Below are 23,764 nucleotides of genomic sequence, written 5' to 3'. Positions count from 1 at the left end.
TTACTAATTTTTAATGTTGTCTCATTATAGTAATTACCCTTGTTGCAGTAGCATCTGTAACAACTTTAAGGCCATCTTTAATAAAAACCAATTCTCCTGGTGTATTCCCTGCTGCCCTTGTTGTAGCATTCCTAATAACATCAATTACTGCTGTAGGTGATATTATACCTCGTGATTGCATTTGATCCAAAGCATGCCCACTAAAAGTTACACCATCGATTGCTGTTGCAGCATTTGGGGTATTAATATCCATATGTTGTCCACTTCTACCAACTGGTGTAGATGGCGGCTTTGGACTCCCTACTGCCGTGGTAGAAGCCGTTGATTCTTCTGCTGCAATACCAGCATTTTCGACTTCACCTATTATTACTTTATTGCCACTTTGAGAACCACCCATTCCAAACCATCCTCCAACCTTTGTTCCTGCAAGAATAGGTGCTATTTTTGCACCTAAATAACCTAAGCCTCCACCAATTGCTCCTGACAATGCCACCCGCCCCCAACTAATCTTATTGCCATCTAAAGCTTGATCAACTATACTTCCACCTGCACCTGATAATGCACCCGCTGCCACTAATGCAACAGTACCCGTTCCTGCAGTAGCTACTGTTAAATCTACGATTGCTCCTGCTACTGCACCAGATACTGCACCTTTTCCTATCCCCTTTAAAATATTTTCATGGTGTACCGCAGCTTTAACCCCTCCTATCACCGCCCCAACTACTGCTCCTATGATCGTACCAAAAAACCGCCCATCATGGTCAACATATTTTATAGGATTATTTCCACAAGAATGATACGGTGATAAATCGTCATAACTTTCACTTAATGGATCTATCTGATTCCACCTACCTATTTGCTGGTCATACATCCTCGCCCCATAATCATACCACTCTAATCCACTACCATCACTAAACTCATTGTCTTGTTCTTCTTTGCCAGCATATTTAATATTATTTTCCAAACTCCCAGCCGCCTTACTACTAATCCCCGCCATTGTAAGCCCGAACGGATAGTTATGCGTTTCCTCAACCAATGGCTCCTTGGTATTCGTTACCTGTAAATTATCAAAGAACACGCTATTATTCGTAACCGAATTGCTTGTATAAATGCAATGGAGTAGCAGCAAATGTCACGATTAATAATACGGCGTAGGCAAAGCCTTACGCCGTGTGCTAAGATGGCAAATTAATAAGAGTTGGGCTACGCCTAGTAAAGTATGTTATTTACTGAAAGAATAAATATCGCCTAAATTTCCCATGCATTTTATATAAATCTCTTTTGGAGGCCCATCATTAAAATCTATTTTAGTAATTAGGAATGAGTTACAATTGGAATTTTTCTTTTTAAAAAAGTACAACCTATTGTTTTTAATCTTATTAGGAAGATCATAAAAACTACCTAGAATATATTTCCCGATATACTCATTAGAACTATCATAAACTAAAATTACTCCCGTTGTATGTCTATTAGTACCCCAAATTCTTCCCCAAGATAAAATTTTAAAACTTTTATTTTCCTTTGATTTAATAATACCCAAATACGTAATACACGTTTTGTTATATCCTGAACGAGAGAACGATGAGTCCAAAACAAATAGCTTCATCGGCTTGTTCTTTTCCAATATTTGTTGAATTAATGGGTCTTGTCCCTTACTTTGAAAATATGAGATAAAGATAAAAACTGTTAGTAATATGATTTTAATGCCCTTGAACATAATTTTCAACTTTAGGTAATGTAGAATTACTAATCATTTTTAATACTGAAGATTGGTATGTTGCCACTCCACCTCCATTATAATTTTTAATAGCGTTGTTCCATCCCTTAAATGTAAATGTAGAAGCTCCTGTCAGTGCATCATAGCCAATACCACCTTTAAAGCCTTTAGTTGCTAAATCTTTAATACCTGCGTTTATGGAAGTTACTGGGTCTGGAACAGTTCCCTTTGATAACCCATAATTTGCTTTATAAGGACTATAATCTTGAAAATTAGAAACACCATTATTTACTTGCATCACATCTTTTTTCCCGTTCATTTTTGCATCTGTTCCTTCGCCAGATTCTTGCATAGCAATAGCTTTTACTATTGTTGGGTCTAAATTTGGTATTTGCGAATTGGCACTTTGTGGTATTTTTTGATTTCCATCAGTATACAATTGCAAATTACCATTATTCTTATCTTGGTTAAACACAAAGGTAGAGGCAGCAATTTGATAATCATATTTTTGATATTGAGGCGTAGAAACGTTCTCACCATTTTTATCTTGAATAATTTGGGGCATTGGTGCTTCTACAAACGTAGGACTAGTACAAGCTGTTCCTTGAGGTTGATCAACTAATACCATTGCTTTGAATTCTGTGTTAGACTTAACACGCATATTTTCTATTTCATTTCCTTTTTGGTCAAAATAAACAATATCGTAAACCCCCATTCCGTCAGGATCTATGAATCTTATTGGATTATCAACGCAATAATTATAAGGTGACCATTTTCTAAACTGCTCTGTTTTCAGATCAATTACACTCCACCTTCCAATTTGATTATCATACATCCTTGCACCATAATCCAACCACTCTAAACCGCTTCCATCACTAAATTCTTGTCGTTGCTCTTCTTTACCATTGTATTTTAGTTTATTGGTCAAAGCATTTGCCGCCTTACTACTTACCCCCGCCATTGTTAGTCCAAACGGATAGTAATGCGTTTCCTCAACCAATGGCCCTTTGGTTTGCACCACTTGTAAATTATCAAAGAACACGATACTATTAGTAACTGAATTACTTGTACAACTTTAGTGAAATAATAGCAAATGCTACGATTAGGACAACGGCGTAGGCAAAGCCGTACACCGAATGCGAAGATGGTAAACTACGCCTAGTTAAGACTATAAAGTAGAATATTAAAAACATTAAAGCCATCTATTTAAGTGGCTTAATGTTCTATGTTACTGCTTCGGCTCGTAAATATTTTCGGGGTGTTTTTTCTTTTCTTCTTCAAACTCTATCCGCTTTCGCTTTTTCTCCTCAACTTCTGCCCATATTGGACAATCCCAAAAACGAACATCGCCTATATTGTACCTATATCGATAATCTCCTTCCACATTTTTTATTTTGGCATATTTGGTAAAATATTCATTCCTTAATGTTTCAGATAGTTCATCCCTATCGGAAAAATTGCTAAAACTTGGTCCTATCCAACTCATGCAAATGGTATCATTTTGCCTTATACCTAAATAGCAAGTTGCATCATAATACCAAGCATATTCACTAGTTGAAAATAATTGCCTTGAAGTTGGGTTTTTTGTTATTACAAAAACTGCCAATTTATTCAAATTAGGGCTATAAAGAAAGGTATCAATGATTAGAACAGTCCCCTCAAAATACTGCTTACTATAAAAAAAACCTTCATGTTTTTTTAAGATATTCCTTAACTGTCTTATAATTTCACTACTGTCTTTACTATAATTATCTTTAGCGACTACGGTACGGTTCAAAAATTCATTAGGTGTATTTTTTCTACTATTCCCATCGCAAGATGCAAATAGGAATAAAAAGATAATTAAGGACATTCGTACAATTATTTTGTGGTTCATCGAAAAAAAATCTTATTGTTTTACAAATTTATTTTGCTCATTATTCCATTTATAAGTACCTTCTGAGAGCAAACTGATTTCCCCCAAGAAACTAGATAATATATGACTTGTGCTCGTACCCTTATTCGTTAGAATATCCTCTTGATTTAACCCTTTTTCGTCTTCATTGGCTAACCATGATAAATTCCAAAATTTTAAATTTTCCCAAAATGTTCCTTTATGTTTAAATTGTTGAGTTTTAATATCACTATCGGCAATAATTTCACTTCCATCAAATGGATCAAAATCTGCTACAAGTGTAATTTTAATTTGTTTCTGCAATTCAAGAGGTAAAGTACGGATATACTCCTTTAAAGCTTTTACAAAACCATTTCCATACGCCCCTCCCATGCTATGGGTAATAACTTTTATAGTTTCTATTATATTATGATTCTTGTCTCTTTCCAAATTAGCAATAATTGTTGCAGCATCTATTTTCCCTTGATTATAACCTGCTTGTATTCTATCAGATGCATACATTCCTCTATCTTCGCCCGTTATATCCAAAGCATGATTACCGCCTAAAGAACCATCATAATATCTTGGGGTATGATGGTCATTCAATTGTGACATTACTAGACCATCAAATTGAACTTCTCTTTTTCCATAAATAGGGCCACTCCAATTATAATAGTCATCATGATCGTTATGATATCCAGTTATAACCGTTTGCGTTGTTCTCCAATAGCTTGCACCTGGTGCACCTTGGGAAGGCGTATTAAAATGATTACCATTAATAAATATAACAACATTACCATCAGGGTCTATTGCATGTGTTGGTTGGTTCAATGCATACACGTAGGGGGATGTAGCAAAGTACAATTCTGCTTTTCCGTCTGTTTTATGCCATCTTCCAATCTGTGCATCATAAAACCTTGCACCATAATCGTATAGTTCTAATCCACTGCCATCGCTGAACTCTTTGTCCTGTTTCTCTTTACCGCTGTAGAGATATTTGTTTTCTAAAGTATTAGCTGCTTTAGAACTAATCCCCGCCATCGTCAATCCGAACGGATAATAATGCGTTTCCTCAACCAATGGCCCTTTGGTTTGCACCACTTGTAAATTATCAAAGAACACGTCCACAGGACTTTCGTTGCTACAGAAAATGTAAATGTAGCCATTTTTTGGTATTGATATACCTTGCATCGCACCATCAATATCGTGGTGGCTTTTTACCGTATTAGGCCCACCAACCGCACTACTGCCGCCAGTTACGTAGTTGTACTGCTCATCAAATATCATATAATTGATAAATGCCTTAGGTGTCGTCAAGTTTGGATTGCTATAATAGGTATAGCGTCCAGCAGCATACTGTAAAAAACCATAATAAATACCCCAATAATCACCTGAATAACTTGTCAATTTGTTTTGTATACCATAATACGCCTCGCTGCTAGTATTCGCAGTGTGTGTCCCTGCAAAATTGCTGGCAATGATATTAGGCGTAATATTGCTATTCGCATTATTGCCACCTGTGTTATAGTCTTTCCAATAGCTTTTACCAAAAATGTCTATTTTATCACCTGCCATTACTTGTAAGGTAATACCCAAACCGATCTTATCCCCATTACTCGCATTTAAGCGATACAATTTGGCGCTAGTAGCCGCCGTGTTACTACTTGGGTTATTATTCACTGGCGGATTACCATTGTTGTTGGGATAGTTAAACGTATTATCTGGCGGGTTATTAAAAGCAGGTAATGTAGATTTTGCTGTAATAGCTGCCGTATTAATATTGTAATACCCCTGCTCCGTGGTAACTGCGCCATCTTCTAATGTAGCCGCAGGATAAATGTTGGTGATTTGTTCATCGGTTAATACCGTGCGGGTATTGCCTAAATGGTCTTTAATAAAATAGTCAGCTGCAAAACCTCCAAACGCTGCTGCATAGGTAGATGGACGGAATCGACCTTCCTCATGGCCAAAAAACTGTAGCGTAGGCGTCGCAGTATTGATTTGCTGGTACACAAAGCCACCGATATAAGTGGTTGTGGTGGTGGTATTTAAGGCTGTTTCAAACGTCCTTTTTTCTAGTTTATTACCTGCTGCATCATAGATATACGTAATCGTTCCTTTGTTTTGTACCGTTATTTGGTAAGGTAGTTAATGCTACTTGTAGTTAGGATTGGTTAATTTGTATTTGTTGTAGCAAATGTTATGTGTTTAAGAACGGCGTAGGCTAAGCCGTACGCCGAATGCGAAGATGGCACACCTACGCCTAGTTGGGGTCTTTAACCCTGACACGAACATAAAGTGCCGCTGCTGTTAGTTAAGTCTTATCCACACAAAAATGTGGATTACTAAAGAAAAAAAGTACCAAAAAAAGAAACGATAATAGTAGTATTTGTTTGATGAATTAATAAAATGCAACCCTAAAGGACACGAACAAACGCTAAGCACTGGCTGTTTCTATGCTCGCTGGCGGGTAGAATCAATAGGTTTATTTTTTTCCTTGAAGAAGAGGACTTATTTCTTTGAAGAAAAATAAAAAAAGAAATACTACACTTAGTACTACATTATAAATCCCGTTATTTAAATCTAATTGCGAAGCAAAATTGGTATAGAAAAAATATTCCCCTACAATAACTGCACTTAGCAAAGAAGCCATGTATATATTATTGTTTATTTTAAAAATATAATACATTGGAATACCGAAAATAATGGAACAAGCTATAGGCAAAAATAAGAATAGCCACAGGTACAAAAACCAATCTGCAAAATCTTTTAATTCATTTATCTCTAATACTCTGTAATCCTTATATTTAAACATAAGAAAAATAAAAAAAAATATATATTTCGAAACATAAAAAATTAATATATTTATATATTTTGGTTTTAGCATAATTTATAATCTTTTATACCAAATTGCTGGCATGTATGAATAATCATTAATAACACCTCCTTGGAAAAAAGTATTTCCATTAAATGAGCCTGAATTGATGGACTTAATTGGCAACACAAAATTCTTATCAAATGAAGGCTGGTTGTACTGCATAATGCTAGAACCATTTACCGATAACGTTGCTGAAGGAAATAAATCTGTTGCACAGGATACGTTAACATTTCCATTTGAAGAAATATCAATATCTAATTTTTGAGCAACATTTACTATGTTGTAACCCATGACATTCATACCTAGCTCTTCCATTTTATTTACACTTGCATGTTGTTCCATACTAATTGTAGCACTTCCGTTTGAGTTAGAAGTTCCACTAAATTTATTTTGATCTGCGCCAAGACCCGGATAGCTGTCTCTACCTGTAGCACCTGGTGGAAAAGGTGTTGAGCCAATTACAGGAGGTGGCATTGTTGCAGTAATCCCTGTTAACTCACCTTTTGCATTTGATTTACCTGTTATATTTACTGTTGTAGTTAATTTATTTCCCGCTGGTATGCTTCCCAATGGCCCATCCCAAAGTTTCTTGTCAATATAACTGTTGAATTTAAATGTTAATGTCTTGCCTAAATAGGTTTCACCAGATTTTGTTGTCTCTTGCGAAGTTGCATTTTTATCCCAATGTATTTTTCCTGTATTGTTATCCTTAACAAATTCTGTTACACCCATTCCATCTGGATCTATAAATCTTATCGGGTTGTCAACTGTATAATTATAAGGTGACCATTTTCTGTACTTGTCTGCTAAGGGGTCAATAGTACCCCATCTTCCTATTTGATTATCATACATTCTAGCGCCATAATCATAAAGTTCCAACCCACTGCCGTCACTAAACTCTTGCCGTTGTTCTTCCTTGCCGTTGTATTTCAATTTATTAGGGGTAGAGTTTGCAGCCTTACTACTAATCCCTGCCATTGTCAATCCGAACGGATAGTAATGCGTTTCCTCAACCAATGGCACTTTGGTTTGTACCACTTGTAAATTATCAAAGAACACGTTACTACTTGTGACCGAATTTCTTCTATAAATGTACAATAATTATAGCGAATGCTACTTGTTTAAGAACAGCGTAGGCAAAGCCATACGCCGAGTGCGAGAATGCTAAACTACGCCGAGTTGGGGGGACACGAACCAAAGCTGAGCGGTTTATAATGATATAATACTTGTTGCAATTTCTTTTTCACGTCCTTTTTCTTCATGATTTAGACTCGTTTCATTAAAACTAAGTTCGTTTTCAAAAACTCTGACAAAAGAGGCTATAATGTAATAAACTTCTCCATTACTTTCTAGCTGAAAAAGGTTACTATTTTTATAAGTCAAATATTCTTTAACTGTATTATAGGCTATTGGATTATCCTTTGACTCAATTAGCTTGATAGAAATTTTTGATAAACGATTGTTTACCTGCATGTAGGTAGTTCCGAAGAAAACTATATCGATATTATAAGCATTGCCGTTTTTTTGAGAACGTATCAATAATTGTCCGTGACTAACATTAATATCAAACAAGGTAAAATACCTATCAGACTTAAACACCTCGTAATTCATAACTTATAATTATTTAAAAGGGTTAACGATATTTCCAACTTCATCATAAAAGGTTGTTCTTGCAAGTGCCTGAGGATTTGACTTAATCATGTATAATTCCCAACTAGTAATTCTTGACCCATTAGTTGCCCCTTCAGCAACAGCTGCTGCAACATCAGGGATGCCCTTTAAATTAAAATGAATTTTATTATTGCTATTTAACACGACCTCCTCAAAACTTTTCACGAAATCTTTAGTAACCCATTCTTCCCATGTTTGAAGACCCTTCTCTGATGCAAATTTACCAAGATATTCGCCTACTCCCTATGCAATATTCCCGCTCTCTTATCGAGTTGTATTTGCAGTCTGAAACCCTAATTGAGGAATTAAATTGAGCCAAAAATTTAGCAGATGCCAAAAATGCTTCCATTACTCGCAAACTAAATTTATCTGTACCCAACATGGAAAACAATAGTAGTTTGAATATAATATCACCTTTAAGTTTCTTAACTTGATTATCGACCTTGGTCTCCATACCAATCTCATTAAGCAAATCGGCTGGTAATAAGTTGATTAATTCTTTTGCTGTCATTTAGTATAAAACGTAATCCAGCAAACTATTATTTTAGGTTTCGAACACTTATGGGCAAAGCCTTACGCCGAGACGCTAAGGTTACAAACTACACCTAGTTGGGGATTACGCCCTCCGTGGAAGTAGCTGTAAAGATTGCTGATGCTCTTGATGTGTCTTTGGATTATCTGGTGGGTGCTTCTTCTTTTGTTGTGAAGGATAAAAAAATGCTGCACCGCTTGGAGCTCTTGGATAAAATTGATGATGATGACAGGGAAACGATTTTAAAAGTAGTTGACAACTACCTTACCACTGCTCAACTGCAAACAACTACAAAAAAGCTATTGCAAAAAGGTTAACTACATAAAATACAAAAGCCGCAGTGATGCGGCTTTGTTGTTATTGCTATTTTATTAATTTCCCATCCTTATACTTTTCTTTACTTATGATACTGCCATCTTTTGCATAAACAATCCACGTACTATCCTTCCTACCATTCTTCCAATAACTTTCACTTCTAATTTCTTCCGGATCGAGGTTATAATATTCTTTTACTGTTCTAATTTCATCATCCCCTATATGATCAGTCTTTTCCTTAAAACTATATTCAATTTTCGTATTCCTCTTTTGATCTTTAATTACATAATATCCTGATAGAACAAAAAAAAGCAAATTAATGTACCAGTATTTCTTAAACCAATCAAAGTAAAAAACAGGTGTAACAATGCTTAATATCAAAGTTCCATACACAGCAAACAATATCATATAAACTAAAAAAGTTAAAGGACGTTGTTCCCCGCCTATCGTGGTGGCAAAAAGTATTGGAATAACAATGATGCTAATTACTATAAGCAAAAGCAACCAGTATATCATCAGTTTGAGGGGATTGAGTTTTTTAAACATAGTATCTACTTGACTTTGACAAATTCACCGTTTTGAAAAATATATGTGCCTTCTGATAGGTTTTTAATCTTGTCTAAAAAATCAAATATAAAGTGCCCTTTGCCCGAACTATTATCCATAACTCTTTCTTCTGCTCCTTCTTCGGTAGCAAACTCACTTCCATATAAACCTTTACCTACAACAACATCGCCTTTATTATCATATTGCTTTAAAGAAGTTCCCTTAACTCCCTTATTTGATGATTGATTTTGCTGGAAAGATGCAAAGTCAAACTCTGTTATCCTTAATCCTATACACTCATCAGGGTGTTTTTTAGCATAATCTATAATGGCTTGTATAAAGCCTTTTCCATAAGCTCCACCCATACTATGGGCTACAACCTTTATGCTTTCAGTAATAACTCCGTTAGATTTTGCTAGGCTTTGTATAATTGCAGCAACTTGGGCTTCTCCATCATTATAGCCCGCATTATAGCGGAATGCAGAATTCAGATTATTGTATTCCCCAGTATAAAAATCAGGAGAAGAAAATATAGTTCCAACACCACCAACAGATCCGTCTAAATACATAGATTTCTTATCATTGAAATGATTCATGACCTGTTCATCAAAATTTTCTACAACAGTTTTATAGGTATCTCTTGATAAAGGAATACCGAAAGAGCTAGAACCTAACGATATTGATCTATCTATAACAGTCCTGGTTCTACGCCAATAACTACTATTTCCTTGTTGTGAACTGCCAGCCATCCCGTTAATAAAAATGACTAATTTACCATCTGGATCAATGGCATTAACAGGAGTATTAAGAGCATAATTGTAAGGCGACCAGTTAAAGTATAGTTCAGATTTAGCATCTATATGGTTCCACCTCCCTATCTGATTATCATACATCCTCGCTCCAAAGTCCAACCATTCTAAGCCGCTGCCATCGCTGAACTCCTGCCGTTGTTCTTCTTTCCCGTTAAACTTAAATCTATTTGTTGGAGAGTTGTTAAATGCCTTACTACTAATTCCTGCCATCGTCAACCCAAACGGATAATAATGCGTTTCCTCAACCAATAGCCCTTTGGTTTGCACCACTTGTAAATTATCAAAGAACACGTCCACAGGACTCTCGTTGCTACAGAAAATGTAAATGTAGCCATTTTTCGGTATTGCAATTCCTTGCATCGCACCATCATCGTGGTGACTTTTTACCGTATTAGGCCCACCAACCGCACTACTGCCACAACCACTAGTTACAAGATTGTACTGCTCATCAAATATCATATAATTGATAAATGCCTTAGGTGTCGTCAAGTTAGGATTGTTAGTATAAGTGTTGCGCCCAGTTGCATACTGCAAAAAACCATAATAAATAGCCCAATAATCATAGCTTGTCACTTGGTTTTGTATGCCATAAAATGCTTCTTGGCTTGTGCCACCACTGCCATGTGTACCTGCAAAGCTACTGGCTATGATATTAGGCGTAAAATTGCTATTGGCGTTATTACCACCTGTGTTAAAGTCCTTCCAATAGCTATTACCAAAAATGTCTATTTTATCGCCTGCCATTACTTGTAAGGTAATACCCAAACCTATCTTATCACCGTTACTAGCATTTAAGCGATACAATTTGGAACTTGTATAACCTGTATTGCTGTTCGGGTTAGGGTTAGGTATCTTATTGTTGTTGGCATAGTTAAACGTATTATCAGGTGGGTATTGAAAGTCTCGTAATGTAGATTTATCTACAATGTCTGCAGTATTAATATTATAATAGTTTTGCTCTGTTGCGACTGCCCCATCTTCTAATGTAGCTGCAGGATAAATGTTGGTGATTTGTTCGTCGGTTAATACCGTGCGGGTATTGCCTAAATGGTCTTTAATAAAATAGTCAGCTGCAAAACCTCCAAACGCTGCTGCATAGGTAGATGGACGGAATCGACCTTCCTCATGGCCAAAAAACTGTAGCGTAGGTGTCGCAGTATTGATTTGCTGGTACACAAAAGCACCAATATAACTGGTGGTAGTCGTGGTGTTGATAGCCGTCTCATAGCTGCGCTTTTCTAGTTTATTACCTGCTGCATCGTAGATATACGTAATCGTTCCTTTGTTTTGTACCGTTATTGGGTAAGGTAGTTAATGCTACTTGTAGTTAGGATTGGTTAATTTGTATTTGTTGTAGCAAATGCTATGTGTTTAAGAACGTCGTAGGCCAAGCCGTACGCCGAGTGCGAAGATGGCACACCTACGCCTAGTTGGGGATCGGCCTTGCCCCACAAAATATTTTGGCGTACAGCCTAAAAAACTAAAAGCACTCGGTTTACAACTCTAGGACCAGAATAAAGCTGGAGACGACTAGGAGGCTGACGTGGTGATAAATGTTCACAAAAAGGTAGTTCAAAATAGAGAAATATGCATTATTATAATTTTTTATTTAATATTAATGTATCGCGCTCTTTTGCCCTAATGCCGAGGTATACCCGAGCTATACCCGAAGTATGGATAGTGTATGGGGAGTGTATGAAATGATTAGGTAAAAAACGGTGCTTATGATAAGGGTTAAACTACTGTTACAACAAATTATTGCCTTTCTAAAAATTGTACGATAGAATTCTTTTGGTAGGTACAAAAAAGCCACCTGCAATTGCAAGTGGCTATTGGTTTTTGGTTAATGCTAATATATTAAGGCATTACAACTGTGTCGATAACATGAATGACACCATTGCTTTGGAATACGTCAGCGATAGTTACGGTGCTTGTACCACCTTTTTCATCTGTTAGGATTAATTTTTTACCTTTCATAGAAGCTTTTAAAGTACCGCCAGAAACAGTAGTGAAACTAGCTGTACCATTACCTTCTTTAATTTTTGCGGCAATATCTTTTGAGCTATACTTGCCTGCGATAACATGGTAAGTTAAAATTTTAGTAAGTGTAGCTTTGTTTTCTGGTTTTACCAAAGTTTCTACAGTACCTGCTGGTAATTTTGCAAAGGCAGCGTTAGTTGGCGCAAATACAGTAAAAGGACCTGCGCTTTGTAAGGTTTCAACCAAACCTGCTGCTTTTACAGCGGCAACCAATGTGGTGTGGTCTTTAGAGTTCACTGCATTTTCAACGATGTTTTTAGAAGGATACATTGGTGCACCACCTACTTCTACAGTTTTTTCTTTTTGAGCGAAAGTGGTAGTGAATGCGAAAGCAGCGAACAATACTAATGCGATTTTTTTCATTTTGTTTAATTTTATGTGTTTTAATATTTCACAGAATTAGATACGGCAGCAGGAAAACTTTGGATTTAGTTTTTTCAAAAAGATTGTTGCTGTTGAACGAAAAACCGATCACTAAGTACATTGGATTAACAAATAGTAAACAAATAAGTAGTTTGTAATTTGATGCAATCATTTGCGTAGAGGTGCTTATCTTCGCTTGAACGCGTTGACAATTTTTAGCATGAGATATTTATTGATTCTAACCATATTTTTTTCTGTAGCCTGCAAAAACAGTAGTAGCTACCAAGACGCAAGCAGCGCACTAGACGCAGGTAGGGAATTTATAGACGCTTCGCTAAAAGGTGACTTTGCAAAAGCTTATTTCTACATGCTGCAAGACGCCCAAAACAAACAGTTTTTAGATAAAATAGAAACAGATTACCGCCAAAAAGATAGAGACGGTAGAGAACAATTTAGACAAGCCTCTATTAATATTGGAGAAATTACAGATGTGACTGACAAAGAAACCATCATCAACTACAGCAATTCTTACGACAAAATAGGCAGAAAAATAAAAGTAGTGTACCAAAATAACAAATGGGTAGTAGATTTTAAGTACACGTTTAATCCTAACTTATAGGTTATTAAGTTTAAAGCAATCTAAAAAACAATAACTATGACAACAACAAGCGTACTTCATCCATGGCATGGTGTTACTTACGGCGACAATGCACCAAGAGTAGTAAATGCAATTATAGAAATACCACAAGGTAGCCGTTGCAAATATGAAATAGATAAAGCGAGCGGTTTATTGAAACTAGATAGAATTATTTACTCATCGTTCCACTATCCTGTGAATTATGGTTTTATTCCCCAAACTTATGGTGGCGATAAAGATCCACTTGATATCTTAGTAATTACATCATTACCATTGGTACCACTTACTTTGGTAGAAGCAAAAGTAATTGGTGTTATGCAAATGATAGATGGTGGTGAGGCTGATGATAAAATAATTGCAGTTGCTGCCAATGACCCAAGTGTGAACCATCATAATAATATTGAAGAGCTACCACAACACTTTTTTAGCGAGCTAAGGCACTTTTTTGAAGAATATAAAGCACTGGAAAACAAAAGTGTGAAAGTGGAAGAATTTGGCGACAAAGCCAAGGCTATTAATATTGTGACAGAAGCCATCGAATATTATAAAGAAATTTTTGTAAAATAATATTAACTTGAGAAAAATGACCATTACAACTATTATTATCCTATTAATCATAGGGCTAGTAGCAGGTATGCTTAGCGGTATGGTAGGTGTAGGTGGCGGTATCGTAATAGTACCAGCCTTGGTCTATTTCTTAGCCTTCTCGCAAAAGTCGGCACAAGGCACTTCACTTGGTATTTTGTTACTGCCAGTAGGGATACTAGCAGTAACAGAATATTATAAGCAAGGACATATAGATGTAAAAGTGGTATTGATGGTATCGGCGGGCTTTTTAATCGGTGGTTTTTTTGGTAGCAAATTGGCCATTGTATTACCCGAACAAACATTAAAGAAAATATTTGCACTGATGCTTATTTTAACGGCCATAAAAATGCTGTTTATAGATAGGGATAAACCCAATGAAAAGCAGGTTAATAAAACAACAACAGAGATAATAACAGAAAAAAAATAACAGGTTGCTTACTTGTTATAGCAACCCTATATTTGCAAAAAATAAATGAACATGGAAACAAAACAATCTACTGCTAAATATTGGGTGTACTTCTTTATATGGTTAGCAATCATGATAGTGATGTTATACGATGTAAATGGATTTACACGTAAATTCTTTTGGCTAGCCTTGCCAGGTGTATTCACCTATTTTGTGAAAGCAATGGATTTAATAGACGAAAATACACCAGCTTAATAACCTATTTTTCATATTTAAAGCGCCGCTCTTTGTAGAGCGGCGCTTTTATTTGTGGATAATGAGTAATAGTTTCTCAATTCACATTAATAAACACATGTATTAATACCGCTTCACTACCCGTAAATGATGGGTTCGAAGTCCTGTATCGCTACTAATAATGCCAGCACTATCAATAGTGTCAATTCTAACCCTACCACTTGCATGAATGATTTGGTGATTATTAAGGATGATACCAACGTGGGTAATAAGACCAGCTTCATTATCAAAAAAAGCTAAATCCCCACAAATGGCTTCTTCTAAAAAGCCCAATGCCTCGCCTAGTTCAGCTTGTTGGTATGCATCTCGAGGTATTTGTTTATTAAATAGTTTATACACTTGCTGAGCAAAACCACTGCAATCAATTCCAAACAATGTTCTGCCACCCCACAAGTAGGGCGTATTTAAAAAGATGCTGGTATATCGGGTAATATTTTCAGCAGAAAAAGTATTCGTGACAGCGTCAAGCGTTGCTATATTTTTATAATCAATCTCAAAATTATCAAAGAGCAAAGCTTGCCGAAACACAGGCATAGCAAAGCTTACACGGCAAGGTTGTTGATTGATATGAACATTATCAAATGCATTCACCACAAACTGATTTGAGGTAACAAAATCGTTCGTAAACGCCAATTGTACACGCTGACACCAACCAATATAGCCATCGTACAAACATTTGATTTGTACAAATTCCTTTTGCACTTCCAATACCTCAGCATGTTCCCCAAGCAATAGTTGGCTAGTCATTTCACTTTTATGGTCGGGCTCTTTACGAATAGGACAAACAGCCACTATGCTTGCTACAAAACGCATGTTTTCATTATTTTACAAACAAGTTATGGAAAATATACTTTGGCGCATCTAAACTGTTATTATTGTGATTTATTACTTGTGAATACAGACAAATATCAACATATCACCGAAACCGAATTGCTACAAAAATTTGCCGAAGATGGTAATAATTTTTGGTTGGGCATTTTATTACAACGCTACACATTGTTGTTATTTGGTGTGTGTATGAAGTATTTAAAAAACGAAGAAGCGTCTAAAGATGCAGTACAGCAAATATTTTTAAAAGCGATTACTGAACTTCAAAAATATAAGGTAGACTACTTTAAAAGTTGGCTATACATGGTAGCAAAAAACCATTGCCTCATGAAGCTGAGAGACAAACATGTGTTTGTAGATGTAGATAATGTGCAGCCTATGGCAACTGAAGAATTTGACATACATGCTCTACAGCAAAAAGAAAAAACGCTATCGCTAATAGAAGAATGTTTACAATACTTGCAACCCGACCAAAAAACCTGTGTAACTTTATTTTATTTACAAAAGAAAAGTTACGTAGAGATTGTAGAACAAACAGGCTTTACCATGATGCAGGTTAAAAGCCACATTCAAAATGGTAAGCGTAATTTAAAAAACTTGGTAGAAAAGAAAATGTAAACAATGGCAGACGTCACCCATATATTAAAAGAAGATGCGTTGCAAGACGCCCAACTGATAAATTATTTAGTAGGCAATTTATCGGATGAGGAACGCCACGCAATAGAGTTACAAATGCTTGAGGATGATTTCGCAAATGACGCGATTGAAGGTTTAGAAAATGTATCTAACAAAGCGCAGCTAGATACCTACGTAAAGCAGTTGAACCAGCAATTACAAAAGCAAATTGCAACCAAAAAACAACGTAAAGCCAAACGCAAACTTGCAGACAATCAGTGGCTCGTTATTTCCATTTGTGTCGTTTTAGCCATTTGTCTACTAGGCTATTACATGTTGCATCTAAAAGGATTGATCTAATCAGGTTATAATCTGCAAAGCCTTTTTATCAGTGCTTCATGCTTTGGAAATTCTTTTACTAATTCATCAGCTTTAGCCAATTCAAAATCTACAAAATCAAAGCCTGGTGTAACGGTACAGCCTACAAAACTAAACTCAGAATTTGGTGCAGGCTCGCTTGCAAACCAACAACCCGCAGGCACTACCGCTTGAAAAACCTCACCATCCAATAAGTGGTTACCAAGCTTAATTTTTTCCAAACTGCCATTGTTATGAAGCACATAAACAAACAAAGTCTGCCCAGCATAAAAATGCCAGCATTCATCACTTTGTATTTTGTGAAAGCCAGAGAAATTACCTTTTTCCAATAAAAAATAAATGGCTGTGCTAAAATTTCTATCGCCTGAAAACCTTTCTGGTAAAGCATTATGAGCAATCAACTCATCGCTTCTATAAGTTTCTTTGTAGTAACCGCCTTCAGGATGCGGCAGCATATTAAAATAATTGACCAAAGTTTCGGCAGTGAGCATATATTACATTATTAATACAAAAAAGCCCCTTTCGGGGCTTTAAAGCGAGTGGACTTCCTTCACCCCAAATCGAACACCTCACAAACTTAGGGCTATTTATTGCATCACTTAAAAATGCTGCGTAAAGATGCCTATAGATACTGTACAACTATTTACTACCATGCATTGCGATGCTGTGCAGTGGAAAGCGCAGCGCATTTGGCAAAATGTAAGTGAGCCAGATGAGCAAACGGCTGCTATTGAAGCCTTGGCTACTATGCTTAGTGCCATCACAAATGAGATTAAGCGTAGTGCCTACATTAAGCAAATTGCTGAAGGCATTAGCGATAAAGCCGCTACTATAAAGGCAGAAATTGAAACTTGCAAAAAGAAGATTGCCGACAACAATAAACAAATTACCAAGCTTGCTGCTAAGAAAAACCTTACTGATGCTGATACATTTTACTTAACCGCTTGTAAAGCTGATGTTGAAAGCCTTACCGAAACATTAACCCAATTACAAGCTAGTAGCACAACTGCTTTACCCGAAAAAACACTGAAAAAAGCAGTTGATGAAGCCATTAAAAAACTAGAAGCTGAAAAAGCCAAGGCGAAAGAAAAAGCCATGCTTGCTAATAAGGTAAGCAATGCTGAAGATGCTGGCTTGCCTAGTGATTTTAAAGGTAGCAAGGATGATATTTTTAATGCACTCAAATATGGCATTTATGTGCATGATGATGTCTATTATAGCCGTGGTGGTAAAAATGGTGATTACCCTATCAGTAATTTTACTATGAAGATTTTGTACCACGTAGATACGTCTGAAGATAATTCCTTTCGCTTGATTACTGTAAAAAACGTATATGGTTTTGAGGTGGTTATTAACCTAAATACAGATGATTTTGTAGCACTTGGCAGCTTTAAAAAAGTGCTGGCACGTAAGGGCGATTTTATTTTTAAGGGTAGCGATAGCGACCTTACCAGGCTGCAAGAATATTTGCAAAAAGACGAGTTAAAAACCGTGTATGTAAATACCTTGGGATATCACACAAGGGGTAAGTTTTGGGCTTGGTGCAATGGTATTATGCCACTAGAAAGCAATGAAGAAAACATTACTGCCTTTATGCCTACCGATGAGCATGGCATTGTAAACTATCAAGGTAAAAACTATTTTATACCTGCTGGTAGCAAAATGTTTGCTGAGAAGGATGATAAGTTTGTGAATGAAAAGAAGTTTAAGTACATACAGGCTAGAGATCATTTTTACTTTAACGAATGGGCAAAGCTGCTAAAAGATACCTACGGCAATAAGTCTATCATCGCTATTCTATTCTACATTGGTAGTTTGTTTCGTGATATAACGATGAAACAAATACAGCGCTACCCTTTGTTGAATTTATTTGGGCCACCAGGCGCAGGTAAAGGGCAAATGGCTGAAAGCATCATGGCTATGTTTGGCGAAAAGCAAGACCAGATTATGCTTGGTGGTGCTAGCACCATTGTGGGCTTTATGCGCAAATTTGCCCAGTTTAAAAATGCCATCGTGTGGCTAGATGAGTATAAGAATAACCTGCCTGTAAAATTTATTGAAAGCTTTAAAAATATTTACGATGGTAAGGGCTACGAACGTGGTAAAATGACGAATGATTTTGCTACTGAAAGTACCCCTATAAGTAGTAGCTGTATTTTAAGCGGCCAAGATATGCCGACACAAGAGCCAGCCCTTTTTATGCGCTGTATAATGGTGGGCTTTGCAGAAGGTAAGTTTACCGAAAAGCAACGTAGCAGCTTTATTAAACTAAAAAACGATTACGAAAGCTATGGGCTTAGCTACATTACTGCCGATATTTTTAAGCACCGCAAGCTGATACAAAATAGCTTTCAAGATACGGTTAATAGCATTTTTAAAGAAGTAGTACGTGAGGTAAACAATAGCGATGTAGATGATAGAATGATGATGAACATAAGCATTCTACTTACTTACCAAAAGCTGCTAAACGATGTGCTGCAATTTCCATTTACCTACAGCGAAGCCAAAGCTTTTTTAATTAAAAACATGCTAGAGCAGCACCATATACTAGCTGGCAATAATGATGTAAGCAAGTTTTGGGGCGTGGTTGAAAGCTTGTATTACCAAGGTATTATTAAAGAAGATACCGACTTTAAGCTTGCTGATGGCTATTTGTACCTACGCTTAATGAACGTACACCCATTATACGTGAAAGAATTAAAAAGCCGTGGCGATGTAAACTACCTCAGTAAAAGCACGATGGAACATTATTTAAAGCAAGATGCCAAAACCTACCTTGGTTACGAGCGTAAGCGCTTTGAAGATGGTAGTAATAACTGGTGCTATAAAATGAAATATGCCAACCTTGGTATAGATATGATTAGGGTAAAAGAATATGGTGGCGAAAATCCTGTAGAGTATGAAAAGCGTTTACAGAGAAGGTATGAGGAAATGGGTGTACCAATGGAACCATATAAAATCAGAGATAAACCTGAAAAAACTACTAATCCTAAACCAGAAATGACTACTGAACAAAAAATGGAAGTACCTGCTGAAGAAGTGCTAGAAATACCATTTGAAGAACTTGACAATGTAACAGATGCGGGATTTTAATTATGGAACAAGTAGAACATATTAAAAAAAACCACAGAAAATACGCAAAAAATGAAAAAATATTTTTCAAACTGTCAAAAACAGCAAAAACACGATGGAACAGATGGAACAGATGGAACAATGTTGATAATCAATACTTTTTATCTCTCTACAAGCTAACTTTTGTTCCATTTTGTTCCATCGTGTTCCAAAGTGTTCCATCTGTTCCATCTGTTCCATACCCAAAATCGACTTTTCAGAAACTTTTTCAAAAAAAAAAATCATTTTTTAATCAATTTTTCATAAAAATTATAATATGATATGGCCAACGAATTTTTTACCATAAAACTGCCTACCAATGCCTACTTGCAAAAGTTTCTGCATAGCATTTATGGCCCTAAAATCATCATCAATACCAATGATAGTATTGGCATGTTTATCAGCGCTATGCTAGATAAAAATGTGTACCCAGATAAAAACCGTAAGATTATTCACAAAGCTTTTTCTAAGTACGAGCATAATGTAGATTTATATGTAAGCAAGCACTGGCTTAAAAAGTACTATTACGGTACTGCTTTGCCCAATAAGCAAGCCGTGTACGTTAATCGCTTCTTGTTTCACATGTTTGAGAGAGAACTATATATGTACTGTGAAACCTTGGCTGCTGCAAAAATTACCAGGCAGCAAAGCCTAGAAATGTTTTGCAATAAGCATAACATTGTAATAGATGAAGATATTACGATGGATAACATTGTAAAAATTGAATACCGCTACCGTGAAAAAATAGAACGCAAAAACCAACCGAATAGCATTACCAAAAATGGTATGCAAGTGATGATGATGTAACGAACAAGCATATTGCGAAGTGGTGGCAATAGTGCTGCAAAAGTTGAAAACCCACCAAAAAGTATAATTATTATTCAAATGTTGAGATTAAGAATGTCCAGCCACCATTTTGCAAATGCACTTGTTAGCTGCCGTTTTTAGTCAAATTAAAAGTAACGTAATGAATATAAAGAAAATAGCAAGACCATTAAATAAAGCAAAAAATACATTTATACAATGGTTGAAGGAAAATAAAGCTACCGATATAGATGTTTTTGAAGGCGAAAAATCGGATGAATGGGATTATTACAGAACTATATCGGCTTTTATAGGTGAAAATTTGTACACGGTTTATTTTACAATGTGGCAAGGAAAAATAAAGATAGATTATAGCGATGAAGAAAACAGGTATAGCAATATGAGTATAGATGAGTTTTTACAGCTATTGTACTAAATGGCAGCTAACGTTAAAGCATTGAAGCAGTACGGGAATTGACTTGATGCTGCTCGGCTTTATAATTGTTCGGCTCTATTCGTCCGCCCGTATTGCTGCAATGCACTGTTACAGGCTGGCTACGGGCGTCAAAAGTTCTTTGAAATTGAGGGGAAAATATTTTTTAAAAAAAGTTGTAAAAATATTTGTTGGTATCAAAAATGATACTATCTTTGTGTAACAAATAACAAATGAGGCGGCAACTCAATAATCACGGCGAAAAATAAAATGATTACAATTGCAAAAAACACAACAGCTTCTGAAAATTTAATCAGCAAACTACAAACTGGAGAAAATGTAAAAGTTTATAACTGCTTTGAAGATGAATGCGACCAAATTGATTTAATTTTTATTGACAATGGAAGTAAAGAATCCTTTACCCTTGATGTTGCTAAATCATATTATGGAGAAGATAGAAATTTTATCACTATCAATGCTCTGTCAAAAATTATGAGAGCAGCAGACGGTTATCCATTGGAAGATGTAAACTTTTAAATTAATGACTAATGAACAACTTAATGAAAGCCGCCAACAAATAGCGGCTTTCATTCAAAATAAACGCAAAGAATTAGGTATTTCACAAGCCGAATTAGCACAACAAACCGGAATGGGCATTGCTACTATTAAACGATTTGAAAGTGGCAAATTTTGGCTCAATATGAAGCAATATATAATGCTTCGCAACGCACTTCAATTGCCAACTTCTTTTTAAAATTTTCCCTCAATTTATTGTCAAATTAGTTACGGTAAACTGCTATCAGTTACGCTGGTAGTAGCTTGCCTGTAACGAGCAGGTATTTGCGAAGGCTACGCAATGACTGTTACTGATGTTGAGTAAAATATTAGCCTAATAGTAATTCATCACCGTAGCTTTTGCAAATACACTTGTTAGCTGCCGTTTTTAGTCAAGACGCAAAACACAAATTAAATGGGATATTACACAAGACACGAATTAGAAGTAGTAAAAGGAAACGATTATGTTACAGACTACAAAAAAGAAATTAGTGAATTAGCTGGTTACAATGATTGTTTTGATGATAGCATAAAGTGGTATGAACACGAAAAAGATATGAGAGAATATTCTAAAAAACACCCAAACGTAATTTTTAAGCTATCTGGCGAAGGTGAAGAAAGCACTGATATTTGGGTAGAATACTATCAAAATGGAAAAATGCAAAGAGAGAAAGCAAAAATAGTAATAGGTGATTTTGATGATAGTAAGTTGTCTTAAATGGCAGCTAACGTGCCGAGTGTTGCCGATGGTGGGGCATTAAACCACCAAAGTTTAATTGAAAAACAAATGTTCAAAATATGAAAAAAGCAAAATTGGAAAACGTCAGCCCCACTATTGGCAACACTATGTTAGCTGCTGCCAAAGTGAAGTCGGATTTGTCCGAAAAACAAATTACACTTTCAGATGCACTTGTCTTAATTGACAGTGAAAATGTGTCCAAATTTGATATTCATTACCGCTATTTACAAGGCGATGCTAACAACTATGTTAAAGGCAATATTTACTATTCAGATTGTTTAGATGATGATGCAGATTTAACAGTAGAAAAGTTTATTGAGCAGGCAGACAATTACGGCTCATTTTGGTTGTCTGTTTGGGGTAAAACTGATGAAGATTTTAGAATGCTTCAAATTGTCCACGATGAAACGTTTGAGCCGCTGTAATTGGTTGCAGCTAACGTTCGAGGGCTTTGCGTTCGGGCGGGATTTCAAGTACAAAAGATGATATGAAAACGAAACTTCAACATAGTACAAATGTTCATTCGGAGCGGTCAACGCCGCCTGACGCAAAACACTTGTTAGGCGAATACCCCTTGGCAAATATGTCTAAAAATGAGTTTTTCAAAAAAGTCAGAACAAAAAGATTTATCACAAATTACCATCCTATTCAGTATGCATATGTTGTGACTATTGATTTTGAAAAACTTGTACAGGTAAAGGCAACTCCGCCATTTGTAGGGTATCAGGATAAATACCCTGAAAAATCATTTGTTTCATTTTCGTCCGCACATTCTGCAAAAAATGATGCTTGGGATGAGATTCGGAGGCTTTTGCAGGGTTTCGCCTAACGAACAGGGCTTTGTGTCAGTACAGGAATTTGAAAAACTGCTGCTGAAATAACCTACAAAGCCAAATAGTAGCACTTAGTTGAAATTAATAACGTCAAGCCTGTATTGCACAAAACCTTATGTTGTATGTAACTGCGGTGAGATTAACTAGTATTTGTCAAACAATATTTTATAAAACAAAAAACAATAACAATGAACGCTTATCAAGAGAGTTTACAAAACGCAATAAATAATTGCGAGAATTACATTCAAGAATCATTTTCACAAAACGTTTTTTTAGGGCAATCAATCGTATTGCTTATTCAAAAGGTAAAAAGAGATATTGCAAAAGAGCAAAATGAGCAAAAGTATTTAGACGAATTAAACAAGGCGATTTTAGACTTAGAGAAAACAAAACAGTTGTATCAAGAAAAAGAAGATACGATAGGAATTGTAGAAACGACAACCTCAATAAAAACTTTAGAGTTGTGCAAACAAAACTTTAATGAGTTGATTATTTATAGTCATGTAAAAGAAGGCGATTATATATCGGCTAGACTAGATAAAGCTTGCGCCATAGTAGGCTTACGCATTTGTGCGAGAAAGGTGTAGATATTTACAAGCTAAAAGATTTTGCAGGCCACAACAATATTAAAACCACCGAAATTTACTTACACCTTAGTAAAGAAAGCCTAGTACAAAATATTGAGTGGGCTGATGCGCTGATAGGTAAAGCCCTTTCTAGTACCGAAATGGTGCATGAATTGGCGTATTAATTTACTGTCCTTCTTACCCTTAAACTAATGCAGCAGTTTTGGTAT

Annotated in this window: 31 protein-coding genes; 17 read left to right on the top strand and 14 right to left on the bottom strand. The window is 36.0% G+C overall.

Translation table 11 applies throughout. From position 1 onward, the window contains the following. Positions 1–10 precede the first annotated feature (10 nt). The 9 genes from ACFOW1_RS01880 to ACFOW1_RS01840 form a co-directional block, all read right to left on the bottom strand. Entirely contained in the window at positions 11–1,129 is a 1,119-nt protein-coding gene (locus ACFOW1_RS01880) for an RHS repeat-associated core domain-containing protein (RefSeq protein ID WP_379011904.1), read from the bottom strand. 93 nt (positions 1,130–1,222) lie between these two features. Further along, positions 1,223–1,606: a hypothetical protein gene (locus ACFOW1_RS01875; protein ID WP_379011903.1), complete on the bottom strand. Its 384-nt coding sequence runs from the start codon at positions 1,604–1,606 to the stop codon at positions 1,223–1,225. 94 nt (positions 1,607–1,700) lie between these two features. Continuing rightward, positions 1,701–2,759, bottom strand: a complete 1,059-nt coding sequence (locus ACFOW1_RS01870; protein ID WP_379011902.1) for an RHS repeat-associated core domain-containing protein — start codon at positions 2,757–2,759, stop codon at positions 1,701–1,703. A gap of 186 nt (positions 2,760–2,945) precedes the next feature. Continuing rightward, entirely contained in the window at positions 2,946–3,569 is a 624-nt protein-coding gene (locus ACFOW1_RS01865) for a hypothetical protein (RefSeq protein WP_379011901.1), read from the bottom strand. A gap of 36 nt (positions 3,570–3,605) precedes the next feature. Further along, positions 3,606–5,603 carry an RHS repeat-associated core domain-containing protein gene (locus ACFOW1_RS01860; protein ID WP_379011899.1) on the bottom strand — a complete coding sequence of 666 codons (1,998 nt, stop codon included), beginning with the start codon at positions 5,601–5,603 and terminating at the stop codon, positions 3,606–3,608. A gap of 472 nt (positions 5,604–6,075) precedes the next feature. Next, positions 6,076–6,477, bottom strand: a complete 402-nt coding sequence (locus ACFOW1_RS01855; RefSeq protein ID WP_379011898.1) for a hypothetical protein — start codon at positions 6,475–6,477, stop codon at positions 6,076–6,078. A 3-nt stretch (positions 6,478–6,480) separates the two neighbouring features. Beyond that, positions 6,481–7,527 (bottom strand): RHS repeat-associated core domain-containing protein, encoded by a 1,047-nt coding sequence (locus tag ACFOW1_RS01850; RefSeq protein WP_379011897.1) that lies wholly within the window; start codon positions 7,525–7,527, stop codon positions 6,481–6,483. 150 nt (positions 7,528–7,677) lie between these two features. Then, a complete protein-coding gene (locus ACFOW1_RS01845; RefSeq protein ID WP_379011896.1) occupies positions 7,678–8,079 on the bottom strand; it encodes a hypothetical protein in 402 nt (133 codons plus the stop codon). A 9-nt stretch (positions 8,080–8,088) separates the two neighbouring features. After that, on the bottom strand, positions 8,089–8,304 hold the full coding sequence (locus tag ACFOW1_RS01840; protein WP_379011895.1) for a hypothetical protein: 216 nt from the start codon (positions 8,302–8,304) through the stop codon (positions 8,089–8,091). 462 nt (positions 8,305–8,766) lie between these two features. On the opposite strand from ACFOW1_RS01840, the gene ACFOW1_RS01835 reads away from it, so the two are divergent. Beyond that, positions 8,767–8,988, top strand: a complete 222-nt coding sequence (locus tag ACFOW1_RS01835) for a hypothetical protein (RefSeq protein ID WP_379011893.1) — start codon at positions 8,767–8,769, stop codon at positions 8,986–8,988. Between the two features lie 46 nt (positions 8,989–9,034). Here ACFOW1_RS01835 and ACFOW1_RS01830 read toward each other — a convergent pair whose 3' ends face one another. The 3 genes from ACFOW1_RS01830 to ACFOW1_RS01820 all read right to left on the bottom strand — a co-directional run bounded on the left by ACFOW1_RS01830 (position 9,035) and on the right by ACFOW1_RS01820 (position 12,747). Then, positions 9,035–9,532, bottom strand: coding sequence for a hypothetical protein (locus ACFOW1_RS01830; protein WP_379011891.1), 498 nt, complete (start codon positions 9,530–9,532; stop codon positions 9,035–9,037). 5 nt (positions 9,533–9,537) lie between these two features. Next, positions 9,538–11,520, bottom strand: coding sequence for an RHS repeat-associated core domain-containing protein (locus tag ACFOW1_RS01825; protein ID WP_379011889.1), 1,983 nt, complete (start codon positions 11,518–11,520; stop codon positions 9,538–9,540). 681 nt (positions 11,521–12,201) lie between these two features. Continuing rightward, the gene (locus ACFOW1_RS01820; protein ID WP_379011888.1) at positions 12,202–12,747 is read right to left on the bottom strand and encodes a fasciclin domain-containing protein; all 546 of its coding nucleotides are present in this window, start codon (positions 12,745–12,747) and stop codon (positions 12,202–12,204) included. A gap of 220 nt (positions 12,748–12,967) precedes the next feature. Here ACFOW1_RS01820 and ACFOW1_RS01815 point away from each other — a divergent pair, with 220 nt between their 5' ends. Genes ACFOW1_RS01815 through ACFOW1_RS01800 form a run of 4 tightly spaced genes read left to right on the top strand, consistent with a single transcriptional unit; the run spans position 12,968 to position 14,633 of the window. Further along, on the top strand, positions 12,968–13,366 hold the full coding sequence (locus ACFOW1_RS01815; protein WP_379011885.1) for a hypothetical protein: 399 nt from the start codon (positions 12,968–12,970) through the stop codon (positions 13,364–13,366). Positions 13,367–13,402: 36 nt separating this feature from the next. Then, the gene (locus ACFOW1_RS01810; RefSeq protein ID WP_379011884.1) at positions 13,403–13,951 is read left to right on the top strand and encodes an inorganic diphosphatase; all 549 of its coding nucleotides are present in this window, start codon (positions 13,403–13,405) and stop codon (positions 13,949–13,951) included. Positions 13,952–13,967: 16 nt separating this feature from the next. Beyond that, the gene (locus ACFOW1_RS01805) at positions 13,968–14,399 is read left to right on the top strand and encodes a sulfite exporter TauE/SafE family protein (RefSeq protein WP_379011883.1); all 432 of its coding nucleotides are present in this window, start codon (positions 13,968–13,970) and stop codon (positions 14,397–14,399) included. Positions 14,400–14,450: 51 nt separating this feature from the next. Continuing rightward, positions 14,451–14,633 (top strand): hypothetical protein, encoded by a 183-nt coding sequence (locus tag ACFOW1_RS01800; protein WP_379011882.1) that lies wholly within the window; start codon positions 14,451–14,453, stop codon positions 14,631–14,633. 102 nt (positions 14,634–14,735) lie between these two features. On the opposite strand, the gene ACFOW1_RS01795 is transcribed toward ACFOW1_RS01800, so the two are convergent. Further along, on the bottom strand, positions 14,736–15,485 hold the full coding sequence (locus tag ACFOW1_RS01795; RefSeq protein WP_379011880.1) for a C40 family peptidase: 750 nt from the start codon (positions 15,483–15,485) through the stop codon (positions 14,736–14,738). 78 nt (positions 15,486–15,563) lie between these two features. Between ACFOW1_RS01795 and ACFOW1_RS01790 the strand changes: the two genes are divergently transcribed. Further along, complete coding sequence (locus ACFOW1_RS01790) at positions 15,564–16,118, top strand: RNA polymerase sigma factor (protein ID WP_379011877.1); 555 nt, start codon at positions 15,564–15,566, stop codon at positions 16,116–16,118. 3 nt (positions 16,119–16,121) lie between these two features. Further along, positions 16,122–16,475, top strand: a complete 354-nt coding sequence (locus ACFOW1_RS01785; RefSeq protein WP_379011876.1) for a hypothetical protein — start codon at positions 16,122–16,124, stop codon at positions 16,473–16,475. Between the two features lie 5 nt (positions 16,476–16,480). Here ACFOW1_RS01785 and ACFOW1_RS01780 read toward each other — a convergent pair whose 3' ends face one another. Then, a complete protein-coding gene (locus ACFOW1_RS01780) occupies positions 16,481–16,984 on the bottom strand; it encodes a cupin domain-containing protein (RefSeq protein WP_379011874.1) in 504 nt (167 codons plus the stop codon). Between the two features lie 127 nt (positions 16,985–17,111). On the opposite strand from ACFOW1_RS01780, the gene ACFOW1_RS01775 reads away from it, so the two are divergent. The 10 genes from ACFOW1_RS01775 to ACFOW1_RS01730 all read left to right on the top strand — a co-directional run bounded on the left by ACFOW1_RS01775 (position 17,112) and on the right by ACFOW1_RS01730 (position 23,719). Further along, positions 17,112–19,586, top strand: a complete 2,475-nt coding sequence (locus ACFOW1_RS01775) for a hypothetical protein (RefSeq protein ID WP_379011872.1) — start codon at positions 17,112–17,114, stop codon at positions 19,584–19,586. Positions 19,587–19,886: 300 nt separating this feature from the next. Then, positions 19,887–20,411, top strand: coding sequence for a hypothetical protein (locus ACFOW1_RS01770; RefSeq protein ID WP_379011871.1), 525 nt, complete (start codon positions 19,887–19,889; stop codon positions 20,409–20,411). Positions 20,412–20,571: 160 nt separating this feature from the next. Next, the gene (locus ACFOW1_RS01765; protein ID WP_379011869.1) at positions 20,572–20,844 is read left to right on the top strand and encodes a hypothetical protein; all 273 of its coding nucleotides are present in this window, start codon (positions 20,572–20,574) and stop codon (positions 20,842–20,844) included. A 267-nt stretch (positions 20,845–21,111) separates the two neighbouring features. Next, a complete protein-coding gene (locus tag ACFOW1_RS01760) occupies positions 21,112–21,378 on the top strand; it encodes a hypothetical protein (protein WP_379011868.1) in 267 nt (88 codons plus the stop codon). Positions 21,379–21,382: 4 nt separating this feature from the next. Next, positions 21,383–21,595, top strand: coding sequence for a helix-turn-helix domain-containing protein (locus ACFOW1_RS01755; RefSeq protein ID WP_379011867.1), 213 nt, complete (start codon positions 21,383–21,385; stop codon positions 21,593–21,595). A gap of 216 nt (positions 21,596–21,811) precedes the next feature. Further along, a complete protein-coding gene (locus tag ACFOW1_RS01750; RefSeq protein ID WP_379011864.1) occupies positions 21,812–22,114 on the top strand; it encodes a hypothetical protein in 303 nt (100 codons plus the stop codon). Between the two features lie 80 nt (positions 22,115–22,194). Beyond that, positions 22,195–22,560, top strand: a complete 366-nt coding sequence (locus ACFOW1_RS01745; RefSeq protein ID WP_379011863.1) for a hypothetical protein — start codon at positions 22,195–22,197, stop codon at positions 22,558–22,560. A gap of 62 nt (positions 22,561–22,622) precedes the next feature. Then, positions 22,623–22,964 carry a hypothetical protein gene (locus tag ACFOW1_RS01740; protein WP_379011862.1) on the top strand — a complete coding sequence of 114 codons (342 nt, stop codon included), beginning with the start codon at positions 22,623–22,625 and terminating at the stop codon, positions 22,962–22,964. Between the two features lie 192 nt (positions 22,965–23,156). Continuing rightward, positions 23,157–23,555, top strand: coding sequence for a hypothetical protein (locus ACFOW1_RS01735; RefSeq protein ID WP_379011859.1), 399 nt, complete (start codon positions 23,157–23,159; stop codon positions 23,553–23,555). Next, positions 23,537–23,719: a hypothetical protein gene (locus ACFOW1_RS01730; protein ID WP_379011858.1), complete on the top strand. Its 183-nt coding sequence runs from the start codon at positions 23,537–23,539 to the stop codon at positions 23,717–23,719. Before ACFOW1_RS01735 ends, ACFOW1_RS01730 begins: the two co-directional genes overlap by 19 nt. The last annotated feature ends 45 nt before the right edge of the window (positions 23,720–23,764 follow it).

This window comes from Parasediminibacterium paludis (assembly GCF_042651445.1).
In the GTDB taxonomy this organism is placed as follows: Bacteria; Bacteroidota; Bacteroidia; order Chitinophagales; family Chitinophagaceae; genus Parasediminibacterium; species Parasediminibacterium paludis.
Note: the sequence above shows the minus strand (reverse complement) of the source record. Positions and strands in the feature narration are given on the sequence as shown.